Origin of the sequence: Mycobacterium sp. EPa45 (genome assembly GCF_001021385.1) — a bacterium.
Taxonomy (GTDB): Bacteria; Actinomycetota; Actinomycetes; order Mycobacteriales; family Mycobacteriaceae; genus Mycobacterium.
In genome coordinates this window covers 5,777,523-5,800,057 of sequence record NZ_CP011773.1, presented here as the reverse complement: position 1 = coordinate 5,800,057, position 22,535 = coordinate 5,777,523, and the positions used below count along the sequence as shown (strand labels likewise).

At 65.7% G+C, this 22,535-nt stretch carries 26 protein-coding genes, 1 tRNA gene and 1 other RNA gene; 17 read left to right on the top strand and 11 right to left on the bottom strand.

Translation table 11 applies throughout. The features are described 5' to 3' along the window. Nucleotides 1-2 precede the first annotated feature (2 nt). Nucleotides 3-272 carry a metal-sensitive transcriptional regulator gene (locus AB431_RS27595; protein WP_047333857.1) on the top strand — a complete coding sequence of 90 codons (270 nt, stop codon included), beginning with the start codon at nt 3-5 and terminating at the stop codon, nt 270-272. A 22-nt stretch (nt 273-294) separates the two neighbouring features. Next, nucleotides 295-693, top strand: a complete 399-nt coding sequence (locus AB431_RS27590) for a DUF302 domain-containing protein (protein WP_047332634.1) — start codon at nt 295-297, stop codon at nt 691-693. On the opposite strand, the gene AB431_RS27585 is transcribed toward AB431_RS27590, so the two are convergent. Next, nucleotides 694-1,758 carry an ATP-dependent DNA ligase gene (locus tag AB431_RS27585; RefSeq protein ID WP_047332633.1) on the bottom strand — a complete coding sequence of 355 codons (1,065 nt, stop codon included), beginning with the start codon at nt 1,756-1,758 and terminating at the stop codon, nt 694-696. An 86-nt stretch (nt 1,759-1,844) separates the two neighbouring features. Here AB431_RS27585 and ligD point away from each other — a divergent pair, with 86 nt between their 5' ends. Further along, nucleotides 1,845-2,894 (top strand): non-homologous end-joining DNA ligase, encoded by a 1,050-nt coding sequence (gene ligD, locus AB431_RS27580; RefSeq protein WP_047332632.1) that lies wholly within the window; start codon nt 1,845-1,847, stop codon nt 2,892-2,894. Next, on the top strand, nt 2,891-3,244 hold the full coding sequence (locus AB431_RS31360; protein ID WP_235435775.1) for a PASTA domain-containing protein: 354 nt from the start codon (nt 2,891-2,893) through the stop codon (nt 3,242-3,244). Before ligD ends, AB431_RS31360 begins: the two co-directional genes overlap by 4 nt. A gap of 279 nt (nt 3,245-3,523) precedes the next feature. On the opposite strand, the gene AB431_RS30900 is transcribed toward AB431_RS31360, so the two are convergent. Then, nucleotides 3,524-3,853 carry a hypothetical protein gene (locus AB431_RS30900; protein WP_047332630.1) on the bottom strand — a complete coding sequence of 110 codons (330 nt, stop codon included), beginning with the start codon at nt 3,851-3,853 and terminating at the stop codon, nt 3,524-3,526. Between AB431_RS30900 and AB431_RS29705 the strand changes: the two genes are divergently transcribed. Next, nucleotides 3,843-5,183 carry a PecA family PE domain-processing aspartic protease gene (locus tag AB431_RS29705; RefSeq protein WP_052960416.1) on the top strand — a complete coding sequence of 447 codons (1,341 nt, stop codon included), beginning with the start codon at nt 3,843-3,845 and terminating at the stop codon, nt 5,181-5,183. The two genes, AB431_RS30900 and AB431_RS29705, sit on opposite strands and share 11 nt — an antisense overlap. 136 nt (nt 5,184-5,319) lie before the next feature. Here AB431_RS29705 and AB431_RS30665 read toward each other — a convergent pair whose 3' ends face one another. Next, nucleotides 5,320-5,529 (bottom strand): hypothetical protein, encoded by a 210-nt coding sequence (locus AB431_RS30665; RefSeq protein WP_052960415.1) that lies wholly within the window; start codon nt 5,527-5,529, stop codon nt 5,320-5,322. 33 nt (nt 5,530-5,562) lie between these two features. Then, nucleotides 5,563-5,841: a hypothetical protein gene (locus tag AB431_RS30660; RefSeq protein WP_052960414.1), complete on the bottom strand. Its 279-nt coding sequence runs from the start codon at nt 5,839-5,841 to the stop codon at nt 5,563-5,565. Between AB431_RS30660 and AB431_RS27560 the strand changes: the two genes are divergently transcribed. Then, complete coding sequence (locus AB431_RS27560; RefSeq protein ID WP_144418386.1) at nt 5,831-7,870, top strand: CocE/NonD family hydrolase; 2,040 nt, start codon at nt 5,831-5,833, stop codon at nt 7,868-7,870. The genes AB431_RS30660 and AB431_RS27560 overlap by 11 nt on opposite strands. Nucleotides 7,871-8,061: 191 nt before the next feature. After that, entirely contained in the window at nt 8,062-8,313 is a 252-nt protein-coding gene (locus AB431_RS27555; protein ID WP_144418385.1) for a hypothetical protein, read from the top strand. A gap of 4 nt (nt 8,314-8,317) precedes the next feature. On the opposite strand, the gene AB431_RS27550 is transcribed toward AB431_RS27555, so the two are convergent. The 3 genes from AB431_RS27550 to AB431_RS27540 all read right to left on the bottom strand — a co-directional run bounded on the left by AB431_RS27550 (nt 8,318) and on the right by AB431_RS27540 (nt 10,393). Continuing rightward, nucleotides 8,318-9,403 (bottom strand): dihydrodipicolinate reductase, encoded by a 1,086-nt coding sequence (locus tag AB431_RS27550; protein WP_047332627.1) that lies wholly within the window; start codon nt 9,401-9,403, stop codon nt 8,318-8,320. Between the two features lie 60 nt (nt 9,404-9,463). After that, nucleotides 9,464-10,219, bottom strand: coding sequence for a membrane protein (locus tag AB431_RS27545; RefSeq protein WP_047332626.1), 756 nt, complete (start codon nt 10,217-10,219; stop codon nt 9,464-9,466). Between the two features lie 88 nt (nt 10,220-10,307). After that, nucleotides 10,308-10,393, bottom strand: a tRNA-Ser gene (locus tag AB431_RS27540). A gap of 104 nt (nt 10,394-10,497) precedes the next feature. On the opposite strand from AB431_RS27540, the gene ffs reads away from it, so the two are divergent. The 4 genes from ffs to AB431_RS27525 all read left to right on the top strand — a co-directional run bounded on the left by ffs (nt 10,498) and on the right by AB431_RS27525 (nt 14,299). Then, nucleotides 10,498-10,592, top strand: an RNA gene (gene ffs / locus AB431_RS30220) — signal recognition particle sRNA small type. A 13-nt stretch (nt 10,593-10,605) separates the two neighbouring features. Then, on the top strand, nt 10,606-11,913 hold the full coding sequence (locus AB431_RS27535; RefSeq protein ID WP_047332625.1) for an aminotransferase: 1,308 nt from the start codon (nt 10,606-10,608) through the stop codon (nt 11,911-11,913). 9 nt (nt 11,914-11,922) lie between these two features. Beyond that, nucleotides 11,923-13,845, top strand: a complete 1,923-nt coding sequence (locus tag AB431_RS27530; protein WP_047332624.1) for a DNA polymerase III subunits gamma/tau — start codon at nt 11,923-11,925, stop codon at nt 13,843-13,845. A gap of 82 nt (nt 13,846-13,927) precedes the next feature. Further along, nucleotides 13,928-14,299, top strand: coding sequence for a heme-binding protein (locus AB431_RS27525; RefSeq protein WP_047332623.1), 372 nt, complete (start codon nt 13,928-13,930; stop codon nt 14,297-14,299). Here AB431_RS27525 and AB431_RS27520 read toward each other — a convergent pair. Further along, nucleotides 14,256-14,939, bottom strand: coding sequence for a TetR/AcrR family transcriptional regulator (locus tag AB431_RS27520; RefSeq protein ID WP_047332622.1), 684 nt, complete (start codon nt 14,937-14,939; stop codon nt 14,256-14,258). The genes AB431_RS27525 and AB431_RS27520 overlap by 44 nt on opposite strands. 76 nt (nt 14,940-15,015) lie before the next feature. On the opposite strand from AB431_RS27520, the gene AB431_RS27515 reads away from it, so the two are divergent. Then, nucleotides 15,016-15,672, top strand: coding sequence for a DUF998 domain-containing protein (locus AB431_RS27515; RefSeq protein WP_047332621.1), 657 nt, complete (start codon nt 15,016-15,018; stop codon nt 15,670-15,672). Nucleotides 15,673-15,691: 19 nt separating this feature from the next. On the opposite strand, the gene AB431_RS27510 is transcribed toward AB431_RS27515, so the two are convergent. Beyond that, nucleotides 15,692-17,005, bottom strand: coding sequence for a class I SAM-dependent methyltransferase (locus AB431_RS27510; protein WP_047332620.1), 1,314 nt, complete (start codon nt 17,003-17,005; stop codon nt 15,692-15,694). Continuing rightward, nucleotides 17,002-18,375 carry an FAD-binding oxidoreductase gene (locus AB431_RS27505; protein ID WP_047332619.1) on the bottom strand — a complete coding sequence of 458 codons (1,374 nt, stop codon included), beginning with the start codon at nt 18,373-18,375 and terminating at the stop codon, nt 17,002-17,004. Before AB431_RS27505 ends, AB431_RS27510 begins: the two co-directional genes overlap by 4 nt. An 89-nt stretch (nt 18,376-18,464) precedes the next feature. Between AB431_RS27505 and AB431_RS27500 the strand changes: the two genes are divergently transcribed. Further along, entirely contained in the window at nt 18,465-18,902 is a 438-nt protein-coding gene (locus AB431_RS27500) for an SRPBCC family protein (RefSeq protein WP_047332618.1), read from the top strand. Here AB431_RS27500 and AB431_RS27495 read toward each other — a convergent pair. Continuing rightward, complete coding sequence (locus AB431_RS27495) at nt 18,899-19,657, bottom strand: Rv3717 family N-acetylmuramoyl-L-alanine amidase (protein WP_047332617.1); 759 nt, start codon at nt 19,655-19,657, stop codon at nt 18,899-18,901. The genes AB431_RS27500 and AB431_RS27495 overlap by 4 nt on opposite strands. A 158-nt stretch (nt 19,658-19,815) precedes the next feature. Between AB431_RS27495 and AB431_RS27490 the strand changes: the two genes are divergently transcribed. The 4 genes from AB431_RS27490 to AB431_RS27475 all read left to right on the top strand — a co-directional run bounded on the left by AB431_RS27490 (nt 19,816) and on the right by AB431_RS27475 (nt 22,519). Then, on the top strand, nt 19,816-20,142 hold the full coding sequence (locus AB431_RS27490; RefSeq protein ID WP_047333855.1) for a YbaB/EbfC family nucleoid-associated protein: 327 nt from the start codon (nt 19,816-19,818) through the stop codon (nt 20,140-20,142). 3 nt (nt 20,143-20,145) lie between these two features. After that, complete coding sequence (gene recR / locus AB431_RS27485) at nt 20,146-20,757, top strand: recombination mediator RecR (RefSeq protein ID WP_047332616.1); 612 nt, start codon at nt 20,146-20,148, stop codon at nt 20,755-20,757. 2 nt (nt 20,758-20,759) lie between these two features. After that, complete coding sequence (locus tag AB431_RS27480) at nt 20,760-21,524, top strand: EAL domain-containing protein (protein WP_047332615.1); 765 nt, start codon at nt 20,760-20,762, stop codon at nt 21,522-21,524. Nucleotides 21,525-21,637: 113 nt separating this feature from the next. Beyond that, nucleotides 21,638-22,519, top strand: a complete 882-nt coding sequence (locus tag AB431_RS27475; protein ID WP_047332614.1) for a hypothetical protein — start codon at nt 21,638-21,640, stop codon at nt 22,517-22,519. The last annotated feature ends 16 nt before the right edge of the window (nt 22,520-22,535 follow it).

The following is a 22,535-nucleotide window of genomic DNA, read 5'->3' as shown; positions in this document are numbered from 1 at the left end:
CCATGGTCGGAGACCAAGATGCCATCGACGCGGTGCTCAACCGACTGCGCCGGGCCCAGGGCCAACTGGCCGGAGTCATCTCGATGATCGAGCAGGGGCGCGAATGCAAGGACGTCGTCACACAGTTGGCGGCGGTCTCGCGCGCGCTCGACCGGGCCGGCTTCAAGATCGTCGCCACCGGACTGCGGGAATGCGTCGCCGGTGAAGGATCCGGCGCCGACAAGCCGATGACCGAGGCGGAGCTGGAAAAGCTGTTCCTGGCACTCGCATAGCCCGGTCGACAAAGGAGACATCATGAGTATCGCATTGGCGGCCACCCTTCGAATGCCCTTCGACGATGCAGTTGCTCGAACACGAAAGGCGTTGGGCGATCAAGGTTTCGGTGTCCTCACCGAAATCGACGTGAAGGCGACGATGAAGAACAAGCTGAACGAGGACATGGAGAACTACCTGATCCTCGGTGCCTGCAACCCGCCATTGGCCCACCGGGCGATCGAGGTGGACCGCCAGATAGGCCTGTTGCTGCCGTGCAATGTCGTGGTGCGGAGCAACCCCGATGACCCGGACAGCACTCTCGTCGAGGCGATGAACCCTCAGCTGCTCGTCGACGTGACCGAAGAACCACAACTGCAGCCGGTCGCCCAGGAAGTCGCCGACAAACTCAAAGCCGCTATCGCGGCGCTGAGTGACTAACTAACCGAGCCCGGGCACGATGTCGCTGAGGCTGAAGGTCACTGGTTGCTCGAGCTGCTCGTAGGTGCACGAGCGCGGGTCGCGATCGGGCCGCCAGCGGTTGAATTGAGCGGTGTGCCGGAACCGCTCACCCTCCATGTGGTCGTAGCGCACCTCGACCACGCGCTCGGGCCGCAGCGGAACGAATGAGAGATCTTTGCCGGCGTTCCATCGCGACCCGGCATTCTTCTGTGGTGTGCGTTCGCCCGACTCGAGTGCTGCCCAGTTCCATGGATGATTCTCGAATTGCGTTACCAGGGACTGCAGTTCGTTGAATAGGCGTCGCCGCTCGGCCATCGGGAATGCGCCGATGACGCCCACCGGCGCCAGCACCCCGTCGTCGTTGTAGAGGCCGAGCAGCAACGACCCGATGGCGTCGTCGCTCGACTTGTGCACTCGGTAACCGGCAACCACACAGTCAGCCGTCCGCTCGTGCTTGATTTTGAACATCACCCGTTTGTCGGGTTGGTAGGTGATCGTCAGCGGCTTTGCGATCACTCCGTCCAGCCCGGCTCCCTCGAATTCGGAGAACCACCGCTGCGCGGTCGCCGGATCGGTCGTGGCGGGGGTGACGTGAAACGACGGCCCGACGTCTGCCAACGCCTCCACCAGCGCGGCGCGCCGCTCGCTGAACGGCCGGCCGGTGAAATCCTCGTCTCCCAACGCGAGCAGATCGAACGCGACGAATGCTGCGGGCGTCTTCGCGGCGAGCATCCGGACTCTCGAGTCCGCGGGGTGGACCCGTTGCTGCAGCGCCTCGAAATCCAAGCCCTCACCGGTGGCGATGACGATCTCACCGTCGATCACGCAGCGCTCCGGCAACTCGGCAAGAGCGGCGCTGACCAACTCCGGGAAGTATCGGGTCAGCGGCTTCTCATTGCGGCTTCCCAGCACGACGTCGTCACGGTCTCGGAAGCACACCGACCGAAAACCGTCCCACTTCGGCTCGTAGGACGCGTCGGGCGGGATGGTCCGCGCTGCCTTTGCGAGCATCGGCGACACCGGGGGATTGACGGGCAACTGCATCGGTTCATTCTCGTCTCGTGTGCTGGTTGGCGTTGCGCTAGTAGGTTGAATAGCGTGAGCAGACCTCAATTCAACCCGTCACGCTGATGGCGTCCAAGGCCGAAGAGGTCGACGTCGACGGTATCGCCGTCCGGCTCACCAACCCGGACAAGGTGTACTTCCCCAAACTGGGGTCGAACGGCACCAAGGGCAAGCTCGTCGACTACTACCGCACCGTTGCGAGCGGGCCGATGTTGACTGCGTTGCGCGACCGGCCGACTCACCTGCAGCGGTTCCCGGACGGCATCGAGGGCGAGGAGATCTACCAGAAGCGGGTGCCCGAAAAGCGCCCGGATTATCTGGAGACCTGCCGGGTGACGTTTCCGTCCGGGCGTACCGCGGACGCGTTGAAGGTGACCCATCCGTCGGCGATCGTGTGGGCCGCGCAGATGGGCACAGTCACGTTGCACCCGTGGCAGGTTCGCTGCCCCGACACCGATCATCCCGATGAGTTGCGGGTGGACCTCGATCCCCAGCCGGGCACCGGGTTCGTCGAAGCGCGCACCATCGCTGTCGACTATCTCAAGCCGGTGCTCGATGAGCTGGGATTGGTCGGCTATCCGAAGACATCCGGCGGACGTGGTGTGCACGTGTTCGTGCGGATCCGGCAGGACTGGGATTTCATCGCCGTGCGCCGCGCCGGGATCGCGCTGGCGCGTGAACTCGAACGCCGGGCACCGGAGTTGGTGACCACCTCGTGGTGGAAGGAGGAGCGCGGCCAGCGGGTCTTCATCGACTACAACCAGAATGCCCGCGACCGTACCTTTGCCAGCGCGTACTCGGTCCGGGCCACGCCGATCGCCACCGTCTCGACGCCGCTGACGTGGGGGGAGCTGGCAGACGCCAACCCCGACGACTTCACCATCGCGACCGTCCCGGCGTTGATCGCCGAGCGTGGCGACCCGATGGCTGAGATGGATTCGGTTGCGCACTCGATTGATTCGCTGCTGGAAATGGTCGCCGCCGACGAGGAGCGCGGTCTCGGCGACCTGCCCTACCCGCCGAGCTACCCGAAGATGCCGGGCGAACCTCCGCGCGTCCAGCCGAGCAAGAAGGTGGCGGAGAACTGGGACGAACACGGCAACCCAAAGACGTGAAATCGCTACCCGCACTGATCATTTTGGCATCGACGGCGTGCCTTGTCGGGGCGTGCGCATTGGGCGGGCGACCCGTTGCCGCGACTGAATCCCCGGTCACCAGTACGGTGGCGCCGACCCGAACGGTGACAGCGCATCCCCAGGCCGTCATCGTCATGCCGGAACTGCGGGGTATGTATTGGACGGACGCCGAACCGGCGCTTCGGACGCTGGGGTGGACGGGTGTCCTCTCGAAGGCCCCGGACCTGCCGAACTCGCCCTACCGGAAGAATCAGATCGCCGCGCAGATACCGGCGCCAGGCCAGGTCATTGCCGGCGACGCGGTGATCACGCTGCAATTCGCCAACTAGGGGTTGAATCGAATCTCGGGCGTGACCGCTCGATCAATGTCGTGATCATCGGGCGGGTTGGCTATTGCCGCCGCGGCAAATTGTGGTAGACACTCAGCAAACTCGCTTAGGAGAATCTCAGCTAGGCGATTGCGGTTGGAATACAGGGGGAACCATGAGGCACAGCCAACGGGGTGCACACCGCGCTCGGCAACGCCGTCGCCAGCCATACGCGTGGCTGGGCGCCGGTGCCGTGGCCCTGGGTGTCGGCGCCGCGCTGGCCAGCGGGTCAGCTGTCGCCTATGCGGAGACCGGGGCCGGATCGGGTGCGGGTAAGGCCTCGGCGAGTAACTCCGAGGGCAGCTCAACGTCGTCGAACAGCACCGATTCGACCGCCACGAAGAAGGCCACCGGACACTCGGCGCGCAACGGCGCCGCGACCTCGTCAGGCGGAAACGTCAGCTCGCGCAAGGCATCATCTGCGGCGGCTAGCAACGCTCCTGTCGCGGCGGCCGCCGTCGACACTGCGGCCATCGAGACCACGACGACCACGACGACCGCTGCCGCCGTGCCGAGCCCGGCGACGACCGGGCATTCCGCTCGCGTGCCTGCGGCGTCCGTGACGATCACGCCCGCCGCCGCCAACGCGACGCCGGGCACCACTTCGTTCCTGCCGTCGACGCCGCCGGTGGTCGCGAGTGTCGCGGTGAGCCTGGCCCAGCAGCAGATCGCCCAGGCGCAATCGGAGTTGCAGCAACAGACGTGGGGTAGCGGCAACATCGCCGCGGGCCTGGTGTCGATCGTCCCGCAGGTTCTGTTGTCGCAGGCCGCGTTGGCGCTGAATACCTGGGGAAGCTCGATAACACCTGCGCAGTCGCTCTACGCCACGACCGCCGGCATTCCGATCGTGCACGAACTTGCCGGGGTTGGTCTGCTCGGTGCGCTGCTACTGCCGACGCTGGCCACCACCGCACTCAACAGCACCGCACTGTTGCTCCCGCTGGTCGGCGCCTTCGAGGGGACCGGCGCGATCACATCCGTACAGAACGCTGTCGGCACCGTCGCGCTCAACAGCCGCGTCTACGCCGTGGTCCCGGTGTCCATGCGCTCGACGACCGAACCGATCGTCTACATCACGATCAACGGCGGCCCCAGCATTCCGGTGCTCGTCGACACCGGCTCGTCGGGACTGGTCGTTACCCGGGCCTCGGTGGGTGACGCCGTACCCCTCGGGTCGCCGACCCGGACCGGTACGGGCGGCTACAGCGGTGGGCTCAGTTACGCCTACACGACCTACACGACGACGGTCGACTTCGGAAACGGCATCGTCTCCGGACCGACCGGCGTCAACATCGTCGACGCCGCCGATGCAAAGAAGGCCCTGGCCTTCTTCAACCAGCTTGGTGGCGCCTCCGGCGTGCTCGGGATCGGCGCCAACGCGGCGGGTCCCGGTCCGCAAGGCCTTCCGACCACGGCGCTGCCGGGTGACCTCAGCCAGGGCGTGTTCCTCTATCAGGGCTTGCTGCTCGGTCTGGCCGGCGTGATGGTCTTCGGCCCCAATCCGCTGCCGACCCGCACGTCGGTAGCCGGCGCGCCCGATGCCTATCTGAACGTCGCGATCAACAACGGTTCCCCGACAACGGTCCCCGCGATCATCGACTCGGGCGGCGTGTACGGAACGATCCTCCAGTCCCAGGTAGGTCTGTCGAACACCCACCAGGTGGCCAACCCGACAGACCCATCCAAGCCGTACACATATGTGAACTCGGGAGTCAGGATTTCGGTGTACACCACCGACGGCGTGCTGCTGTACTCCTACACCGTCAACTCGCTCAATTCGCCATTGGTGATCACGAGCGGGCTCATCAACACCGGGTACATCCCGTACCAGATTGGCCCGGTGTACCTCGACTACACCACACCCGACGGCATGGGCTCGACGCACTTCGACTACGCCTGATTCTTTGGCGCTCAATGCGACTCAGCTAATTTTGTCAGCTCAGCAAATTACTTGCTGACACTTTCGGCGTTTCGCGATCCCGCGCCCGTTTGCGGGCTTACCCTCCGCTGAGGCGCTTTCGCCGTTGGTCGGGAGGTTAGAACGTCATGAGTGCTTCGAGGTTTGTCGGTCGGGTTGGCGGGTTGGCGGTGGCTCTCGGAGTGGGCGCCGCGGTGTTCTCCACGGGGTACGGCGTCGCCTGGGCGGACGGGTCGACGGGATCGTCCGGGGCAGGCTCGAATTCGAGTTCTACGAGCGGAGCTTCGGCCTCGTCGCCAACCGGCTCGAAGGGGCCGTCCGGCGCCACTGGAACGTCGAAGCGGACGGCTGCCGGGCCGGGTCAGGCGGTCGGCGTCGGCGGTGCCAAGACCGGCGCGAAGCATTCCAAGGCCGGGACCACCCCGTCGCTCGCGGGCTCTTCGGTGTCCGCGCAGACGACGACTTCCACCGATTCGACCGCAAACTCCTCGGGATCGTCGCCGGGTGCCCAGAGCCGCACCGTCAGCGGGAGCTCGCCGGCGGCGTCGTCAACTGCCGCGTCGGTGACGTCGGTCGCGTCGCTCGCGCCCAGACTTCCCGTGCTGCCGTCGCCGGACGCGATTTCCGCAGTGCTGACCACCGCACTGCATGGTGTGCTCGACCCGTTCTCCGGCGGATTGCCGACGCTGCCAATCGAGTCGCCGCTGGCGCTGGCCTACGCGGCGCTCGAGCGCCGGACCACCGCGTCGGCGCTGGCGAGCAATCCGATCACGGTCAATCCGGTACTGGTCATCAATGACGGCATCGTCGACGGCACCACCAACGCCACTGGCGCGTCCGGCCTCACCTACACGTTGATCAGCGGTCCGAGTCTGGGTGGGAAGATCACCTTCTCCGCGCCCAGCGACTCCAACTACCAGCCGGGCACTTTCAGCTATCTGCCCTACCAGTCTGCCCTCGGCGGGGCGGTTAACGAGCAGTTCAAGATCCTGGTCGCCCAGCAGACGCAGTTCGACCAACTGCTGCAAGGTATTCCGCTGCTCGGTGGCCTCGCCGGTCAGGTCATCGTCGTGTTGCACCAGACCCCGGTCCTGGGCGACCTGCTGGCGCCGATCATCGGATACTCGCAGATCGCCACCTTCGACTCGACGGGTGTGCTGCAAGCTGCCACCGCGCCGGTTGCCTACACCTACATGGTGTCGTCCTTCGACCACACGCCGATCAGTGTCAACTGGTTCCCGAAGTCCGGTCTCACCACGGCCGGTATGGCGCCAACGATTCTCGACGGACCTGGTCTGGCGACGCCGGGCCAGACCGATCCGTACACGCAGTACGGCATCGGCGGGCTCACCCCGGGCGTGTCTCTACTGCGCGGCGATTACAACGTGGTCACCTGGGACCCCCGCGGCGAGTTCGCCTCCGGCGGCATCCTGCAGCTCGACAGTCCGTTCTTCGAGGCGCGTGACGTCTCGTCGATTCTGGATTGGGTTGCCGGGCTCGATAATTCGCTGCTCGATGGAAACGACCCTCGAGTCGGGATGGTCGGCGGCTCCTACGGCGGCGGGATCCAGCTCACCAGCGCTGCCACCGATCCGCGCATCGATGCCATCGTTCCGGGAATCTCGTGGAACTCACTGAACAATTCGCTGTACCCCGACGGTTCATTCAAGACCGCCTACGCGTCGCTGCTGCTGCTGTCGTTGGTCTTGTCGAAGTCCCGGATCAACAACCTGATCTATGAGGGCATCGTCACCGGAGACCTTCTCGGCGTTCTGAGCAACACCGCGCAGGCGTTCCTGGCCAGCGCCGGGCCGACCTCGCTGCTGAACCAGCTGAAGGCGCCGACACTGCTGATCCAGGGCACGGTCGACGTGTTGTTCACCCTGCAGCAGGCGATTGACAACGCGCAGACGATCACCGCCAACCAGTGGAATACACCGGTGAAGATGATCTGGTTCTGCGGCGGCCACGGCGTGTGCTTGACCAATCCGGACACCGCAGACGACAACCCGAACCTGGCCTCGACGTTCGCCTGGCTGAACTACTACGTCAGGGACGGCCACCCGCCCACCTCGACGCCGGCCAGCATTCCCAACTTCCAGTTCACCGATCAGTATGGGAACTGGTTCAAGTCGGACTACCTGCCGACGGCGGGCAGCGCGTTGTTCGATACACCGTATGAGGCGGTGACCGGGGCGTCGGGCGGCACGCTGGGTATCGTTCCGATCGTCGGTGGCTCAGGACCGGCGCCGCAGGCCTCGATCCCGTACTCGCTGGGCCTGGCGTCCACGGCGAGTAACGCGATCAACGTCGCAGTTCCGACTCAAGTCGGCACCAAGTACGTGGGGGCGCCCACTGTGAGCTTCCAATATCAAGGTCTGGGCACCAGCCGATTTGTCTATGCCCAGCTCGTCGACAACAAGACCGGCTTGGTGGTGGGCAACCTTGTGACACCTGTGGCGGTGACGCTGGACGGCGGGATTCACACGGCGTCGGTCAACATGGAGAACATCGTCTACAACGTGGTTGACCCGGGTGATGACCTGACGCTGCAGATCACCAGCTCGGCCACGGCGTACGAGAGGTTCACGGCGTTCGGCGTCATCAATATCTCCGACATCGGCCTCACACTGCCGACGGCGAATCCGAACAACATCGCCCCGGAGTAGCAACGATCCATGCGGCCCGCCTACCTCGACGGTCGGCGGGCAGGCTCGGTCGTCGCGGCCGCCGAGCAAACGCTCGACGAGTTCACCATCCCTAAGTCGTTGGCGCATCCGGGAATTCGACTAAAATGCCTTACGTTGCAGAGGCGTGTGTGACGGGGTCGGGGCGTTTGAGGTCGTAAGGGATGAACACGATGACACTGACAAAGATCGCAGCAGCAGCGGCACTTTCCGCCGGGCTCGGCCTGGCCGGCCTCGGCGTCGGCGCCGGCATTGCCTACGCCGACCCGGGACATGGCCACGGCCACGACGGTTGGGAGTGGGACGACCACGACAACGGCGACTGGCGTGGCCCCTACTACGGTCCCGCGTACTACGGGCCCCCTTCAGCCTGCGTGCAGGCCACCGGTCCGTTCGGATTCGTGAGCGGGGCCGCCTGCATCTAGCCCGCTAGGCCCGCGGCACCACGCCGCGGGCCTTCGGGAGGGACAGATCGTTGTAGGTCGCAATGCCCGGTGGGGCTGCGACCACAGCGGGGATTGCGTGGATCGGCGGCATCGCCGTCATGATGTGGCCGAGCACGAAGAAGTCCTCGAGGGACTTCGCGTTCTCGATCATGTCCATCGGTGGCAGGAAGCCGACCTGCATGTTGACCGTTGGGCGCCCATCGATGGTGATCTTCCAGCCGTCGGCGTCCAGCTGCCAATCGGGTTCGAGCGTCGTGCCCTTCTTCCACCGCACGTTGATGTCGATGACGGTACGTTGCCGTCCGGCAGCATCTTTGACCAAGCCCTGCCAGCTTGCGTAAACACCGGCCACATGGCCGGCCTTGATGGTCCACGACGCCATCGGCAGATCCTCGGTGGTCTGGGCATACTCGGACACGCACTTGATTTCGTCGAGCTCGACGCCGAGGGAATCTGCGACCAGCTGCACTGCTTCGGCGAACACCGCGGTGCCTTTGGCCGCCATCGGCTGGAGTTCGGGATCGTCGATGCGCATGTCGAAGCCGACCGGGCGCTCGGTCTCAGGGGAGTCGTACAGGGTGGTGTCAGCGGACTCGGCGATCGTGATCTTGTCGACGCGATCGCAGGCGGTGGCGGCGACGATTGCCAGCAGCTCGGCGAAGCCGGGGCTCACCCCGGAGCCGAACATCGTAGACCCGCCCGCCTTGCAGGCCTCTTCGATGCGGGCACGACCCTCACCCAGGTTCTGACCGGTGATGAACGACGCCGAGGCGACCACATTGACGCCGGCCGACAGAATGCGGACCAGCTCGTCGACATCGATCCACATCGGGTTGTAGACCACGCAGTCCGGCTTGAGGGCCAGCAGCGCGTCGACGTCGTTGGTCGCCGTGACGCCCAGCGGGTCGATGCCGACGAGTTCTCCGACATCGCGTCCTGCCTTATCGGCTGACCAGGCATAACAGCCGACGAGTTCCAGGGTGGGATTGGTGGCGATCGCCTGAACCGAGCTTTTACCTACATTGCCGGTCGTCCACTGGACGACCCGATAGGGGGAAGTGTTGGGCACTCGCTCAGCATAGGGGCGCGTGCGCTGTTCAGACCGTTGTTTAGGTGAACTCGAAAGTTTCTACTCGTCGACCGCGACGCTGCCGCGATTGCGCCGGCGCAGGCGATGATTCGTCTTGCCGGTCGGGCGCTTGTTGCGCAGGGCACCGGCCGCTTCGGGTTCGGGTTCCGCGTCGGCTTCGGGTTCCGCGTCGGCATCGGGTTCCGCGTCGGCTTCGGGTTCCGCGTCGGCCGACACCTCGGCGGGGGGCTCGTCCTTCACGGCCGGCGCAGCGGCTCCCTCGGTGTCCGTCGTCGACTCAGCCCCGACTGCCTCGGTTGCGTCGGCTTCCTCGGCCGCCTCGCCGCGCTTCTTCTTCGCCTTCTTCTCTTTCTTGGGCTTCGCCGGCTTGGCCGGCAACTCGGCGGTGTAGGCCAGCTGGAAGGCGAGCAATGCGAGCACCGCGATCGCCGCGGCAGCGCCGTATACGCCGAACAACCACGGGCCACCCTTGTCCAGGCTGACCCAGATCTCGGCGACCGCTGTCCCGACCACCAGGACGCCGGCCAGCACGTGCAGGACCACCGACCACAACCGCAGCCGTAGGGCCAACTGCGGGGTGCGATACTCCGGCTTGCGGCTGCGCAGCAGGGTGAGCAGCACCGGCAGCGCGGCCAGTGCGATCAGAACGCCGGTGACGATGCGCAGGACAGTGCCCAGCGTGTGGGTGGTGTCGCCCATCAGCTCCCACCACCGGGGTAGGACGAACAGGAAGTACAGAGCGCCGGCCAGCACCCACAGCACCAGATGAAGTGCCGTCGCGGTGACGCGCCCCATGCCACTCCGCCCCATGTTCTCTCCCTACACAGTGAAATCCGGGGTGCGACCAGGCACGTAACCCCCCGATCGCACCCCGGATCAGGTGCGGAGGATAGGGGATTTGAACCCCTGAGGGCTGTTAACCCAACCCGCGTTCCAGGCGAGCGCCATAGGCCACTAGGCGAATCCTCCGTCGGCAATGGTAGCCGACTTGAACGGTGCCTCGCCCCGGCTGCTCGCTCACCTCGTCTTGCTGCCTCCGCGGCGGGGCACCTCCCGGCGGGTATTACACTCGCAACGGACCCCGCGCGGCGTCTATCCTGTGAACTCCCCCAGGGCCGGAAGGCAGCAAGGGTCAATGGGCTCTGGCGGGTGCGCGGGGTCCCCCTCTTGAAAGGCGCACGGTGTCGTTCCATTCCCTGGGCCCCGATGAGCTGCAAGCCCAGCACGAATTGCAGCGGCGGAACTACGCCGACCTCCAGGCCAAGAAGCTCTCGCTGAATCTGACTCGCGGCAACCCGTCCAGTCAGCAGCTCGATCTGTCGAACGCCTTGCTGAGCCTGCCCGGCGACCAGTACCTCGACGAAGAAGGCACCGACACCCGCAACTACGGCGGCCCGAACGGTCTGCCGGGTCTGCGGGCGATCTTCGGTGAGCTGCTCGGCATTCCGGTGCCCAACCTGGTCGCCCGCAACAACTCCAGTCTGGAGCTGATGCAGGACGCGCTCGTCTACTCGCTGCTGCACGGCGGCGTCGACTCGCCCCGGCCGTGGATCGAGGACAAGCTGAGCGGGGCCGGCATCAAGTTCCTCTGCCCGGCACCCGGCTACGACCGCCACTTCAGCCTCACCGAGAGCTTCGGCATCGAGATGATCACCGTCCCGATCAACGAGGACGGCCCGGACGTCGACCTCATCGAGGAACTGGTGGCGGCCGACCCGGCCATCAAGGGCATGTGGAATGTGCCGGTCTTCTCGAATCCGACCGGCGTCACCTACGCGTGGGAAGTCGTCCGGCGCCTGGTCCAAATGCGCACCGCCGCACCGGATTTCCGGCTGTTCTGGGATAACGCCTACGCCGTGCACACGCTGACCATGGATTTTCCCCGCCAGGTCGACGTGTTGGGTCTGGCCGAGCAGGCCGGCAACCCACACCGTCCGTTCGTGTTCGCGTCCACCTCGAAGATCACGTTCGCCGGCGCCGGCGTCAGCTTCTTCGGCGGATCGTTGGGCAACGTCGCATGGTTCCTGCAGCACACCGGCAAGAAATCGATCGGCCCCGACAAGGTCAATCAGTTGCGGCACCAGCTCTTCCTGAAGGACGCCGACGGGGTGCGGCTGCACATGCGCCGCCACCAGCAGCTGGCCGCCCCGAAGTTCGCGCTGGCCCTGGACATCCTCGACAAGCGCCTCACGGACTCCAAGATCGCTTCCTGGACCGATCCCAAGGGCGGCTATTTCATCAGCTTGGACGTGCTACCTGGCACCGCCAAGCGCACCGTCGCGCTGGCCAAGGATGCCGGCATCGCGGTCACCGAAGCCGGTGCTACGTTCCCCTACCGAAAAGATCCGGAAGACAAGAACATTCGGATTGCCCCGACGTTCACGCCGGAACCGGACCTGACCGACGCAGTCGACGGCCTGGCCACCTGCGCGCTGCTTGCGGCCACCGAGTCGCTGCTGGGGTCCACGGCTGTCACCGACGGTCGGTAGCCTTCACCCGTGGCGCTCTACCGCAAGTACCGGCCGGCTACCTTCGCCGAGGTCGTGGGCCAGGAGCACGTCACCGAACCGCTGTCGACCGCGCTGTCGGCGCACAAGATCAACCACGCCTACCTGTTCTCCGGGCCGCGCGGTTGCGGTAAGACGTCCTCGGCCCGCATCCTGGCCCGCTCGCTGAACTGCGATCAGGGGCCGACGCCGACGCCGTGCGGGGTCTGCGACTCCTGCGTCGCCCTGGCCCCGAACGGCCCCGGCTCCGTCGACGTCGTCGAACTCGACGCCGCCAGCCACGGCGGTGTGGACGACACCCGCGAGCTGCGGGACCGGGCGTTCTACGCACCTGCGCAGTCGCGCTACCGCATCTTCATCGTGGACGAAGCGCACATGGTCACCACCGCCGGATTCAACGCACTGCTCAAAATCGTCGAGGAACCGCCCGAGCACCTGATCTTCGTCTTCGCGACGACCGAGCCGGAGAAGGTGCTGCCGACGATCCGATCGCGCACCCACCACTACCCGTTCCGGCTGCTGGCGCCCAAGACCATGCGCTCGCTGATCGAGAAGATCATCGCGTCGGAGAATGTCGCCGTCGACGACGCGGTGTACCCGCTCGTCATCCGGGCCGGGGGCGGTTCACCGCGCGACACGTTGAGCGTTCTGGACCAGTTGCTCGCCGGCGCCGAGGGCAATCAGGTGCACTACCAGCGGGCGCTGGCGCTCTTGGGCGCTACCGACGTGGCTCTGATCGACGACGCGGTCGACGCGTTGGCCGCAGGAGACGCAGCCGCGCTGTTCGGTGCGGTGGAATCGGTGATCGACGCCGGGCACGATCCGCGCCGCTTCGCCATCGACTTGCTGGAGCGGTTCCGCGATTTGATTGTGCTGCAAGCCGTTCCGGACGCCGCGGCACGTGGCGTCGTGGATGCCCCTGACGACATCTTGGAGCGGATGCGTGAGCAGGCCACCAAGATCGGGCCGGCGACACTGACCCGATACGCGGAGGTGGTGCACGCCGGGCTGGGGGAGATGCGCGGTGCGACCGCGCCGCGGCTGCTGTTGGAGGTGGTGTGCGCGCGGTTGCTGCTGCCGTCGGCCAGTGACACCGAGGCGGCGTTGCTGCAACGCATCGAACGTATCGAAACCCGGATGGAGATTTCGATCCCGGCCGGTGAGGCCGAGTTGAGTTCGGGTGCCCCGGCCGCGGCTCCCGCCCGGCAGTTTGTCCGCAAGACGCAGCAACCTGCGGCGGCACCCCCTGCTTCAGTGCCTGCTCCGGCCGCACCTGCCGCGGCTGCTCCCGAGCCCCCGGCGCCGCGGCCTGCGCCGGAGCCGATCGCCAAGCCTGAGCCGATTGCCAAGCCCGAGCCGATCGCGCGGCCCGAGCCGGTCGCCAAGCCCGACCCGGTACCTGAGCCGACCGTCCCGCCGCCGCCGGCCACCGAGCCCGCCGCGGCACCGGCCACCTCCGCCGGTGAGCCGGGTGCGGCCGCCGTTCGCACGATGTGGACGACGGTGCGGGAAAAGGTCCGTCAGCGCAGCCGCACCACCGAGGTCATGCTGGCCGGCGCGATCGTGCGCGCGGTCGAGAACAACACCCTGATCCTCGGCCACGAGTCGGCGCCGCTGGCCAAGCGACTGTGCGAACAGCGCAACGCCGACGTCATCCGTGACGCGCTGAAGGATGCGCTCGGCGTGGATTGGCGTGTGCGGTGCGAGGTCGGCGTCGGTCAGCCCGCGCAGGAGGCTGAGCAACCACTGCCGCCCGAACCCGAGCCCGACCCGGTCGATCGCCAGCGGGCCGAAGAGGACAGCATGATCGCCGAGGTCGGCCGCGACGATGACGCCGCCCCGCGGCGTGATCCCGAGGAAGTGGCGCTCGAGCTACTGCAGAACGAGTTGGGCGCACGCAAGATCGACGGCTAGGGTTCTGTGCGCGACCTCGTGGTGCACTGTGGGTTGCCTGTGCTGTGAAGCGCTTGTGTGACAGCGCCTTTACCGTCAGTGCATGATCATCGACACTCGTCGAACTGTGGCGGCGCTCGCCGGATGCGGGGCGATCTTCATGGCCATGTTCGGCCAACTTCCCTCTGCGGCAGCTGATCCCGATGTACCGCCGCCGCCGAACTGCACCGCGGCCGACCTGGAGGGTGTGCGGACCGGTGTGCAGGCCGCGACGTCGGCGTACCTGTTCACCCATCCCGACGTGAATGCGTTCTTCACCAGCCTGGCCGGTGTGCCCCGAGCGCAAGTCCTGGCCCGGGTCAAGGCCTACATGGCCGCCAACCCGCAGACAGCGGCCGACATCACCGGAATCCGACAACCGTTGCTGAACATCAAGACTCGCTGCGGCCAGCTGCCCGGGTCGGCACCGATGTAGCGGCTAGTTCCCCGCGAGGCCGATACGCCGCCAGGAACACCCGCAGCCCGTGTTCTGCCAGTTCGTCCACGTCGGCGTCCGCCCGCACGCTCCCGGCGCCGAGGAACAGCGCCTGGTCGACGCAACGGCCGATCACCAAGAACGCGAAATGCTCTGCTGCCAAGGCAGGTTCGTCGATCGTAAGCAAACCCCGGTCTTGCAGACGGGCGAACGCTTGAGTGAAGGCGTTCAGCGAACGTCCCTGTGCCTGTTCGTAATAGACCTGTGCCAATTCGGGCACCCGGTTCGCCTCACCGATCACCAGCCGCCGTAACTGCACGACAGGGTCCTGCAGCACTGCGCTGATGTAGTCGCGCGCCAGATTCGTCAGGTCGGTGTCAATGTCGGTGGTGTCGGCCAGCGCCGCGATGCGATCCAAGATCGGTGCCATCGTGTCGCCGAGCGTCTCATTCACGATGGCCACCAGCAGTTCGTGTTTGTCGCCGAAGTGTTTGTAGACGGTCTGTTTCGAGACGGCGGCGCCGGCGGCGATCTGGTCGACGCTGGTGCCCTGATAGCCGTTGGTCAAAAAGAGTGATTGGGCGGTCGACAGGATCGCACGCCGCTTTTGCGCAGAACGTCCCAACGTCGGTTCGGTCACGCTGCCTCCATTGCGAACTAGACCGTCTAGTTCTAGAGTACTGGACGGTCTAGTTTTCTAGGACGGGAGACACGCCGTGACCACGACCGATTGCCCACCCCTCGACGTTCGGATCACCAAGTCGCTGCTCGGCTACGGCGTCATTGCGGGACCGATATACGTCGTGACGGCGGCGGCGCAAGCGGCGACGCGTGACGGCTTCGATCCCACCCGTCATTCGGTCAGTCAACTGACGAACGGCAGTCTCGGCTGGATCCAGATCGCGAACTTCGTGCTCACCGGTGCGATGACGGTTGCGGCGGCGTTGGGAATGCGACGGGCGCTGAGGCCACTGCGCCTGGGCGCCTGGGCGGCGGGCTTAGTCGGCGGCTACGGTGTCGCACTTATCCTCGCCGGCGTCTTCCGGGCAGATCCGTCTGACGGCTTTCCGCCGGGGACACCGTCGGGAGTCGGCGAGCTGAGCTGGCATGGCGCGGTGCATTTCGCCGTTGCGGCAGTCGGTTTCGCGTGCCTTGTCGCCGCGTGTTTTGTGTACGGCACGGTATTCGCCCGGGACGGGCAGCGGCATTGGGCGTGGTTCTCGCGCATCACCGGGGCGTTCTTCGCGGCCAGCTTCGCAGGCCTGGCGTCGGGACAGGGTGGTACGACGGCAATTCTCGTGTTCACCGCGGCCGTCGTTGTGGTGTGGGCGTGGCTCGGCGCGGTGTCGGTGAAGCTGTACCGACGCGTCTAGCAACCAGCGCCTGTCGCGGCTAGACCGTCCACCACGGGCGCAACGGAAGACCGGCGTCGCCGCCCTTCTCGTCGAGCTTGACCGCCAGAACCTGGTGCAGCTGAACGACATTGGTCTCGAAGCCCAGCCGCGACCCGGCCATGTACAGACCCCACACCTTGGCGGTGGGCAGGCCGACTTCTTCGACCGCTTCGTCCCAGTGCTCGACGAGGTTGCGGCACCAGTCCCGCAGCGTCATCGCGTAGTGGTGGCGCAGGTTCTCCTCGTGCACCACCTCGAAGCCGACATCCTGAGCCTCGGTGATGATGCGCCCGGAGCCGGTCAGCTCGCCGTCCGGAAACACGTAGCGGTCGATGAAACCCCCGGCGCTCGCGCCGGTCTTGTTGTCCGGGCGCGTGATGCAGTGGTTGAGCAGCAGCCCGCCGACGCGCAGCTTGGATTTCAGGAAGCCGAAGTACGCGGGGTAGTTCGCCACGCCGATGTGCTCGGTCAAACCGATCGAGGACACCGCGTCGAACCCGCTCTCCAGTACGTCGCGGTAGTCCGTGTGGCGCACCTCGGCCAGGTCGGCCAGGCCCTCTTCGGCGATGGCCTTCTGCGCCCAGGCGGCCTGCTCGCGTGAGAGGGTGGCGCCGATCGCTCTGACCCCGTGCCGTGCCGCATAGCGCACCATGCCACCCCAGCCGCAACCCACGTCGAGCAGCCGGTCACCCGGCTGGAGGCGCAACTTCTCGAACACCAGCCGATACTTGTTTTCCTGCGCCTCTTCCAGCGTGGCATCAGCGCTGGGGTAGCAGGCGCAGGTGTACGTCATCGACGGCCCAAGCACCCACTCGTAGAACGTATTTGACACGTCGTAGTGGTGATGGATCGCCTCGGCGTCGCGCTTCTTGCTGTGTCGCAGGCCTTCCGCGAAGCGGCGCCAGCGCGGCAGCGCCTCCTGAGGCGGCGGCGAAATCGGTTTCAGGTGCTCGATGCCGATCGAACGGACGATGTCGACCAGCACCCGCGGCGGCGGCAGCTTGAAGTCGAGATTGTGGGAGAGTGCGCGCAGCAGCTCGTATGGATCACCGGGATGCACGCCGTGCATTTCGAGATTGCCGGACACGTACGCCCGGGCCAAACCCAAGTCACCCGGGGCGGTGGCCAGATAAGTGGTGCCGCGCGGGGTGAGCAGATCCAGTCCCAGTTGCGCGTCGGCGGGCCCGGCGCTACTGCCGTCGTAAGCGGTGAATTTCAGCGGTAATTCGCCGCCTGCGGTGAAGATCTCGAGGATCTCGGCCAGGCTGAGCTTCCGAGGCGCATGCGCCTCGCCTTCACGGAAGGTCGTCATTGTCGTTGCACCGCCTTTGCATATAGGTCCAGCAGCCGTGAATCCGGGTCGTAGGTCTTCTTTACGGTCTTATAGGTTTCGCCGCCGTAGAGATTGTCAAACTCCTCGCGGCCGTAATACGCGTCGGAATACAGCGACTTGTGCCCATCGAACTCGCTGATCTTCTCCTCTATCAGGCGGTTCGTGTGCCCCGGGGACGGCCCCGCGGGCACCGACGACCAAAATCCGACGTTGACGTAGCTGTGTCCCGCGCGTAGCGGATACAGCGGCCAGCCCGCCGGATCGCGCAGGCGCAGCGGGCACAACCACAGCGGCTCGATGGGAACAGTGGTCAAGAACCAGTCCAGGAATTCGACGCAACGCTCGATCGGCACCTCGACGTCCTGGACCACCCGTTCCAGCGGCGGGCGGCCGTTACGGGCCTCGATGCGGTCGGCAATGTTGAACTTCTGGTCATAGCCGATCAGCTTCCAGTAGAAGCTGCTGCGCCGGTAGCGCCGCGGCCACCATCGGCGGATCTTGGGATTCTGCGCACCGAACGCCCGCGAACACCAGAACCAGTCGGTGTCCCAGCGCCACAGGTAGTCGTGGATGGTCAGCCGGTCATCCTTCATGCCGTCATCGTGCTGGATCGAGCGGTAGTAGATGTCCTGGCCGGTGTAGTCGCTGACCGCGCCGGCCGCCGAGGTCTGCATGCCCAGGCACAGATAGCTCTCGTCGGCGCTGAACACCACGCCGTCCAGATAGTCGACGCGAGTGCCGTCGTGGCCACCGGTTTCGATGATGCGGTCCATCGCGGCGACCAGGTCGGCCAGCGCGTGAAACCTGAGGTGCTTGAGTGCCACGAAGGGCTTGACCGGTTCCAGCTCGATCCGCAAGCGGACCGAATAGCCAAGGGTGCCATAGGAATTGGGGAAGCTGCGGAACAAGTCCTGATGCTGCTCCCGGCTGGCGGTGATCAATTCGCCGGAGCCGGTCAGAATGTCCATCTCGACGACCGACTCGTGCGGCAGGCCGTTGCGGAACGAGGCCGACTCGATGCCCAGGCCGGTGACCGCGCCGCCGAGGGTGATGGTCTTGAGCTGCGGAACCACCAACGGGGACAGTCCGTAGGGCAGCGTCGCGGCCACCAGGTCTTCGTAAGTGCACATGCCGGCGACGTCGGCGGTCTTGGCGGCCTGATCGACCGAGATCACGTCGGTCAGCCCGGAGGTGTCCAGCCCGGGTGCATTGCTCTTGGCGCGGGCGCGGAAGAGGTTGGACGTCGGCTTGGCCAGGCGGACCGACGCGTTCGGCGGAATGGCGCGGTAGCTGGCCAGGAGCCGCTCCACGCCTTGGGCATGAACTGTCAGTGCTGCGGAAACAGGCACACGACTACGCTAGTCCGCAGCCACAGCCGATGCGAACGCACGGCTGATGGATCACACCGCAACCCACCGCACCCGAGGAGTTTTGCCTGATGGGACAGGTCAGCGCCGCCAGCTCGATCTTGATCGACGCCGAACCGGCCGCCGTGCTCAACGCGATCGCCGACTACCAGAACGTGCGCCCGACGATCCTGTCGCCGCAGTACAGCGAGTACCAGGTGCTGCAGGGCGGCCAGGGCCAGGGCACCGTCGCCAAGTGGAAGCTGCAGGCCACCAAGTCGCGGGTGCGGGAGGTGCAGGCCGTCGTCGACGTCGCCGGCCACACCGTCATCGAGAAGGACGCTAATTCCTCGATGGTGATCAACTGGACCGTCGCACCTGCCGGTCCCGGCTCGAGCGTCACCCTCAAGACCACCTGGAACGGGGCGGGTGGCATCGGCGGCTTCTTCGAGAAGACCTTCGCTCCGCTGGGTCTGCGCCGGATTCAGGACGAGGTGCTGGGCAACCTCAAGACGACACTCGAGGCCTAGCTGGCGCGGGCCGGCTGGGTGGCCAGAAACGCCGCGATCCCCGCAACGACGGCGGCCGCATACTTCTGGCGCCCCTCCGGGCTTTCCATCAGCGCAGAATCGACCGGGTTCTTCATGTTCCCGAGTTCGACCAGCACCGAGGGATATTGGGCCAGATTCAATCCGGCGAGGTCGGCGCGCCCGTAGAGGCCGTCGGAGCCGATGTAGTTGGCGGCCGGGAGCCCCGACGCCAGAAGCTGATCCCGCATGGTCCGGGCAAGCTGCACCGACGGGCCGGCCTGGGCCTGGTTCAGGGGCGGGCTGGAGTAGTTGACGTGGAAGCCGCGACCGGTCGCGGGGCCGCCGTCGGCGTGGATGGAGACGACCGCGTTGGGCTGCAACGCGTTGGCCATCGCCGCGCGCTCGTCGACGCACGCCGCCACCTGGTTGTCGTTCCCACGGGACATGGCGGTACGCACGCCGAGCTGAGTCAGGGCCTGCCGGATCAGCAGCACGGTGTCCCAGTTGAAGGTGTGTTCGGGGAACCCGTCGTTGGTGGTGGTGCCCGAGGTCTGGCAGTCCTTGGTGCCGCCGCGGCCGGTCGGCACCTGCTTGGTCAGCGACGCGTCGTTGGCGCCGTTGTGGCCGGGATCGAGGAACACGATCATCCCGGCGATACTGGCCGGCGCGGCATGGACGACGGGACTGGTCACCGTCGATGCGACCAGCATGACGCCGGTGCATGCGGCGGCCACGACACGAGTGCGGGCGGACATGAGCACGCGCGTCACCGTAACTCTTCGGCGTCTAGTCTTGAAGTCGCTGGCTGCCCGAATTTGCAGGCGAAACCAAGTCGAGACCGAGACGCAAGGAGACTGTCATGCAACCCGGTGAGCTTCCCAACCTCGAAGGATTTCGCGAGCAGGCGGAGCAGATGCGCGACCAGGTGATGCCGGGCCTGCAGGCCGCGCTGGCGCAGGCCCAGGAAATGCAGCAGAAGCTGATGGAGGCCCAGGCCGCGCTGGCCGCTGCCGAGGTGCACGGCCAGGCCGGGGGCGGGCTGGTGCAGGTGACCATGAAGGGCAGCGGCGAGGTCGTCGGGATTCGGATCGACCCGAAGGTCGTCAATCCCGATGACATCGAGACGCTGCAGGACTTGATCGTCGGCGCGCTCGCTGATTCGGCCCGTCAATTCACGATCCTGGCGCAGACCCACCTCGGCCCGCTGGCCGGCCAGGCCCCGGGCATTCCGGAGGCCTGACTTTTGTTTGAAGGCCCCGTCCAGGATTTGATCGACGAACTCGGCAAGCTGCCGGGCGTTGGTCCCAAGAGTGCGCAGCGGATCGCGTTCCATTTGCTGTCGGTTGAACCGCCGGACATCGACCGGCTGACCGCGGCGCTGGGCCGCGTTCGAGACGGGGTGCAGTTCTGCGAGGTGTGCGGCAACGTGTCCGATGCGGACCGCTGCCGCATCTGCAGTGACGCCCGCCGCGACGGTTCACTGGTGTGCGTGGTCGAGGAACCCAAGGACGTCCAGGCCGTCGAACGCACCCGTGAGTTCCGCGGGCGCTATCACGTCCTGGGCGGCGCGCTCGATCCGCTGTCCGGCGTCGGTCCGGATCAGTTGCGAATTCGCCAGCTGCTCAACAGGATCGGTGAACGTGTCGACGGGGTCGACATCGCCGAGGTGATCATTGCGACCGATCCGAACACCGAGGGCGAGGCGACCGCCACCTATCTGGTCCGGATTCTGCGCGATATTCCCGGGCTGACGGTTTCCAGAATCGCGTCCGGCTTGCCGATGGGTGGCGACCTGGAGTTCGCGGACGAGCTGACCCTGGGCCGCGCGCTGTCCGGGCGCCGTCAGATGGTCTAGGGATGGCGGGCCCCAGCGATTTCGTCCCAATGAACTGCCGCGCCTGTGTGGACGGCGCCGGCTTGGGATTTGAGATCTCGATGGCCTTCCAGCCGATCTTCAATGCTGCGACCAAACAGATCGAGTCGCATGAAGCGCTGGTTCGCGGGGCCAACAACGAGCCGGCCGCCTCGATCTTCGCCCAAGTCGGCGACCACAATTTGTACCGGTTCGACCAAGCCTGCCGCGTCACCGCGATCAAGATGGCGGCCGAATTGGGGATCTCGACGTCGCTCAATGTGAACTTCATGCCCAACGCCGTCTATCGACCCGAGCTGTGCATCCGGACGACGTTGGAAGCGGCCGAGACGTACGACTTTCCGCACGACCGCATCGTTTTCGAGATTACCGAGGGTGAGAAGGTCGTGGATTTCGCGCACCTGCGCTCCATCGTGACCGACTACACGCAGCGGGGATTCACCGTGGCGATCGACGATTTCGGCGCCGGGTATGCCGGACTGAACCTGTTGGCCGATCTGCAGCCGGACCTGGTCAAGATCGACATGGGCTTGGTGCGAGACGTGGACCGCGACAAGGCTCGGCGGGCGATCTGCCGCGGCATCGTGTCGATCTGCCAGGAGTTGGGCATCGGGGTGATCGCCGAGGGCGTCGAACGGCAGGACGAACTCCACTGTCTACAAGACCTCGGTGTGCACCTGTTTCAGGGCTACTACATCGCGAAGCCGGCATTCGAGAGCATCGCCGAGATCAACCCGCAGTTGTACTGACCTACGCCCCCTCCCGATCGCCCAAACCGACATTTGGCAGGGGAAGTACGAGGAAGATCGCGACATTTCGTCGATCTCGGGAAGCTGTCGGACCCTACAACGACGATGCCGGCATGACAGAAGTATTTCTCGGCAGGGAAGCGCTGGCCGACGGCTTGTCCCGCCACGACCTGCAGCGTTGGTACCGGCAGATGTATCGCGGCGTCTACATCCCCAAGTACGCCACGCCATCTCTACGTGAGCGCGCGTTCGGCGCCTGGCTGTATACCGACCGAACCGGAGTGATCGGTGGCGTTGCCGCCTCGGCATTGCACGGCGCCCAATGGGTCGACGACGACGTGCCGATCGAAGTGCTCGTCGGTGAGCGCCGGCGGCAGCCAGGTCTGATTGTCCGCATGGATCGTCTCGGTGATGACGAAATCTTGACAGTCGACGGCCTCCCGGTGACTACGCCGTCGCGGACGGCCTTCGACATGGGTAGGTACGAGAAGCGTGCGCTGGCACTGGCGCGCCTGGATGCATTGATGCGTGTCGCACCGTTCGGTACGCAGAGTGTCGAACTGCTCATGCGACGGTACGGCCCGGTCAGAGGCATCCGTCAACTCCGCGACCTCCTACCGCGGATCGATGCAGGCGCTGAGTCTCCGAAGGAGAGCTGGCTCCGACTCCTGCTGATCGACGGCGGACTTCCTGTGCCGGAGACGCAGATACCAGTGGTCGAAGGGGGACTGCCCGTCGCCTATCTGGACATGGGGTATCGCGATATCAAGCTCGCGTTCGAGTACGACGGCGACCAACATCGCAGCGATCGGCGCCAGTACGTCAAAGATATTCGGCGTCTACCGATGGTTGAACGGCACGGCTGGGAGGTTATCAGGGTTATTGCGGAAGACAGACCAGCTGAAGTGTTATGGCGCGCGAGGGAGGCATTCTTCCGCCGCGGCGGCACCGAGATCGACGAAATGCGGCGATTCACTCGAACTTTCGCTGCGTAATGTCGGTTTGGGCGAA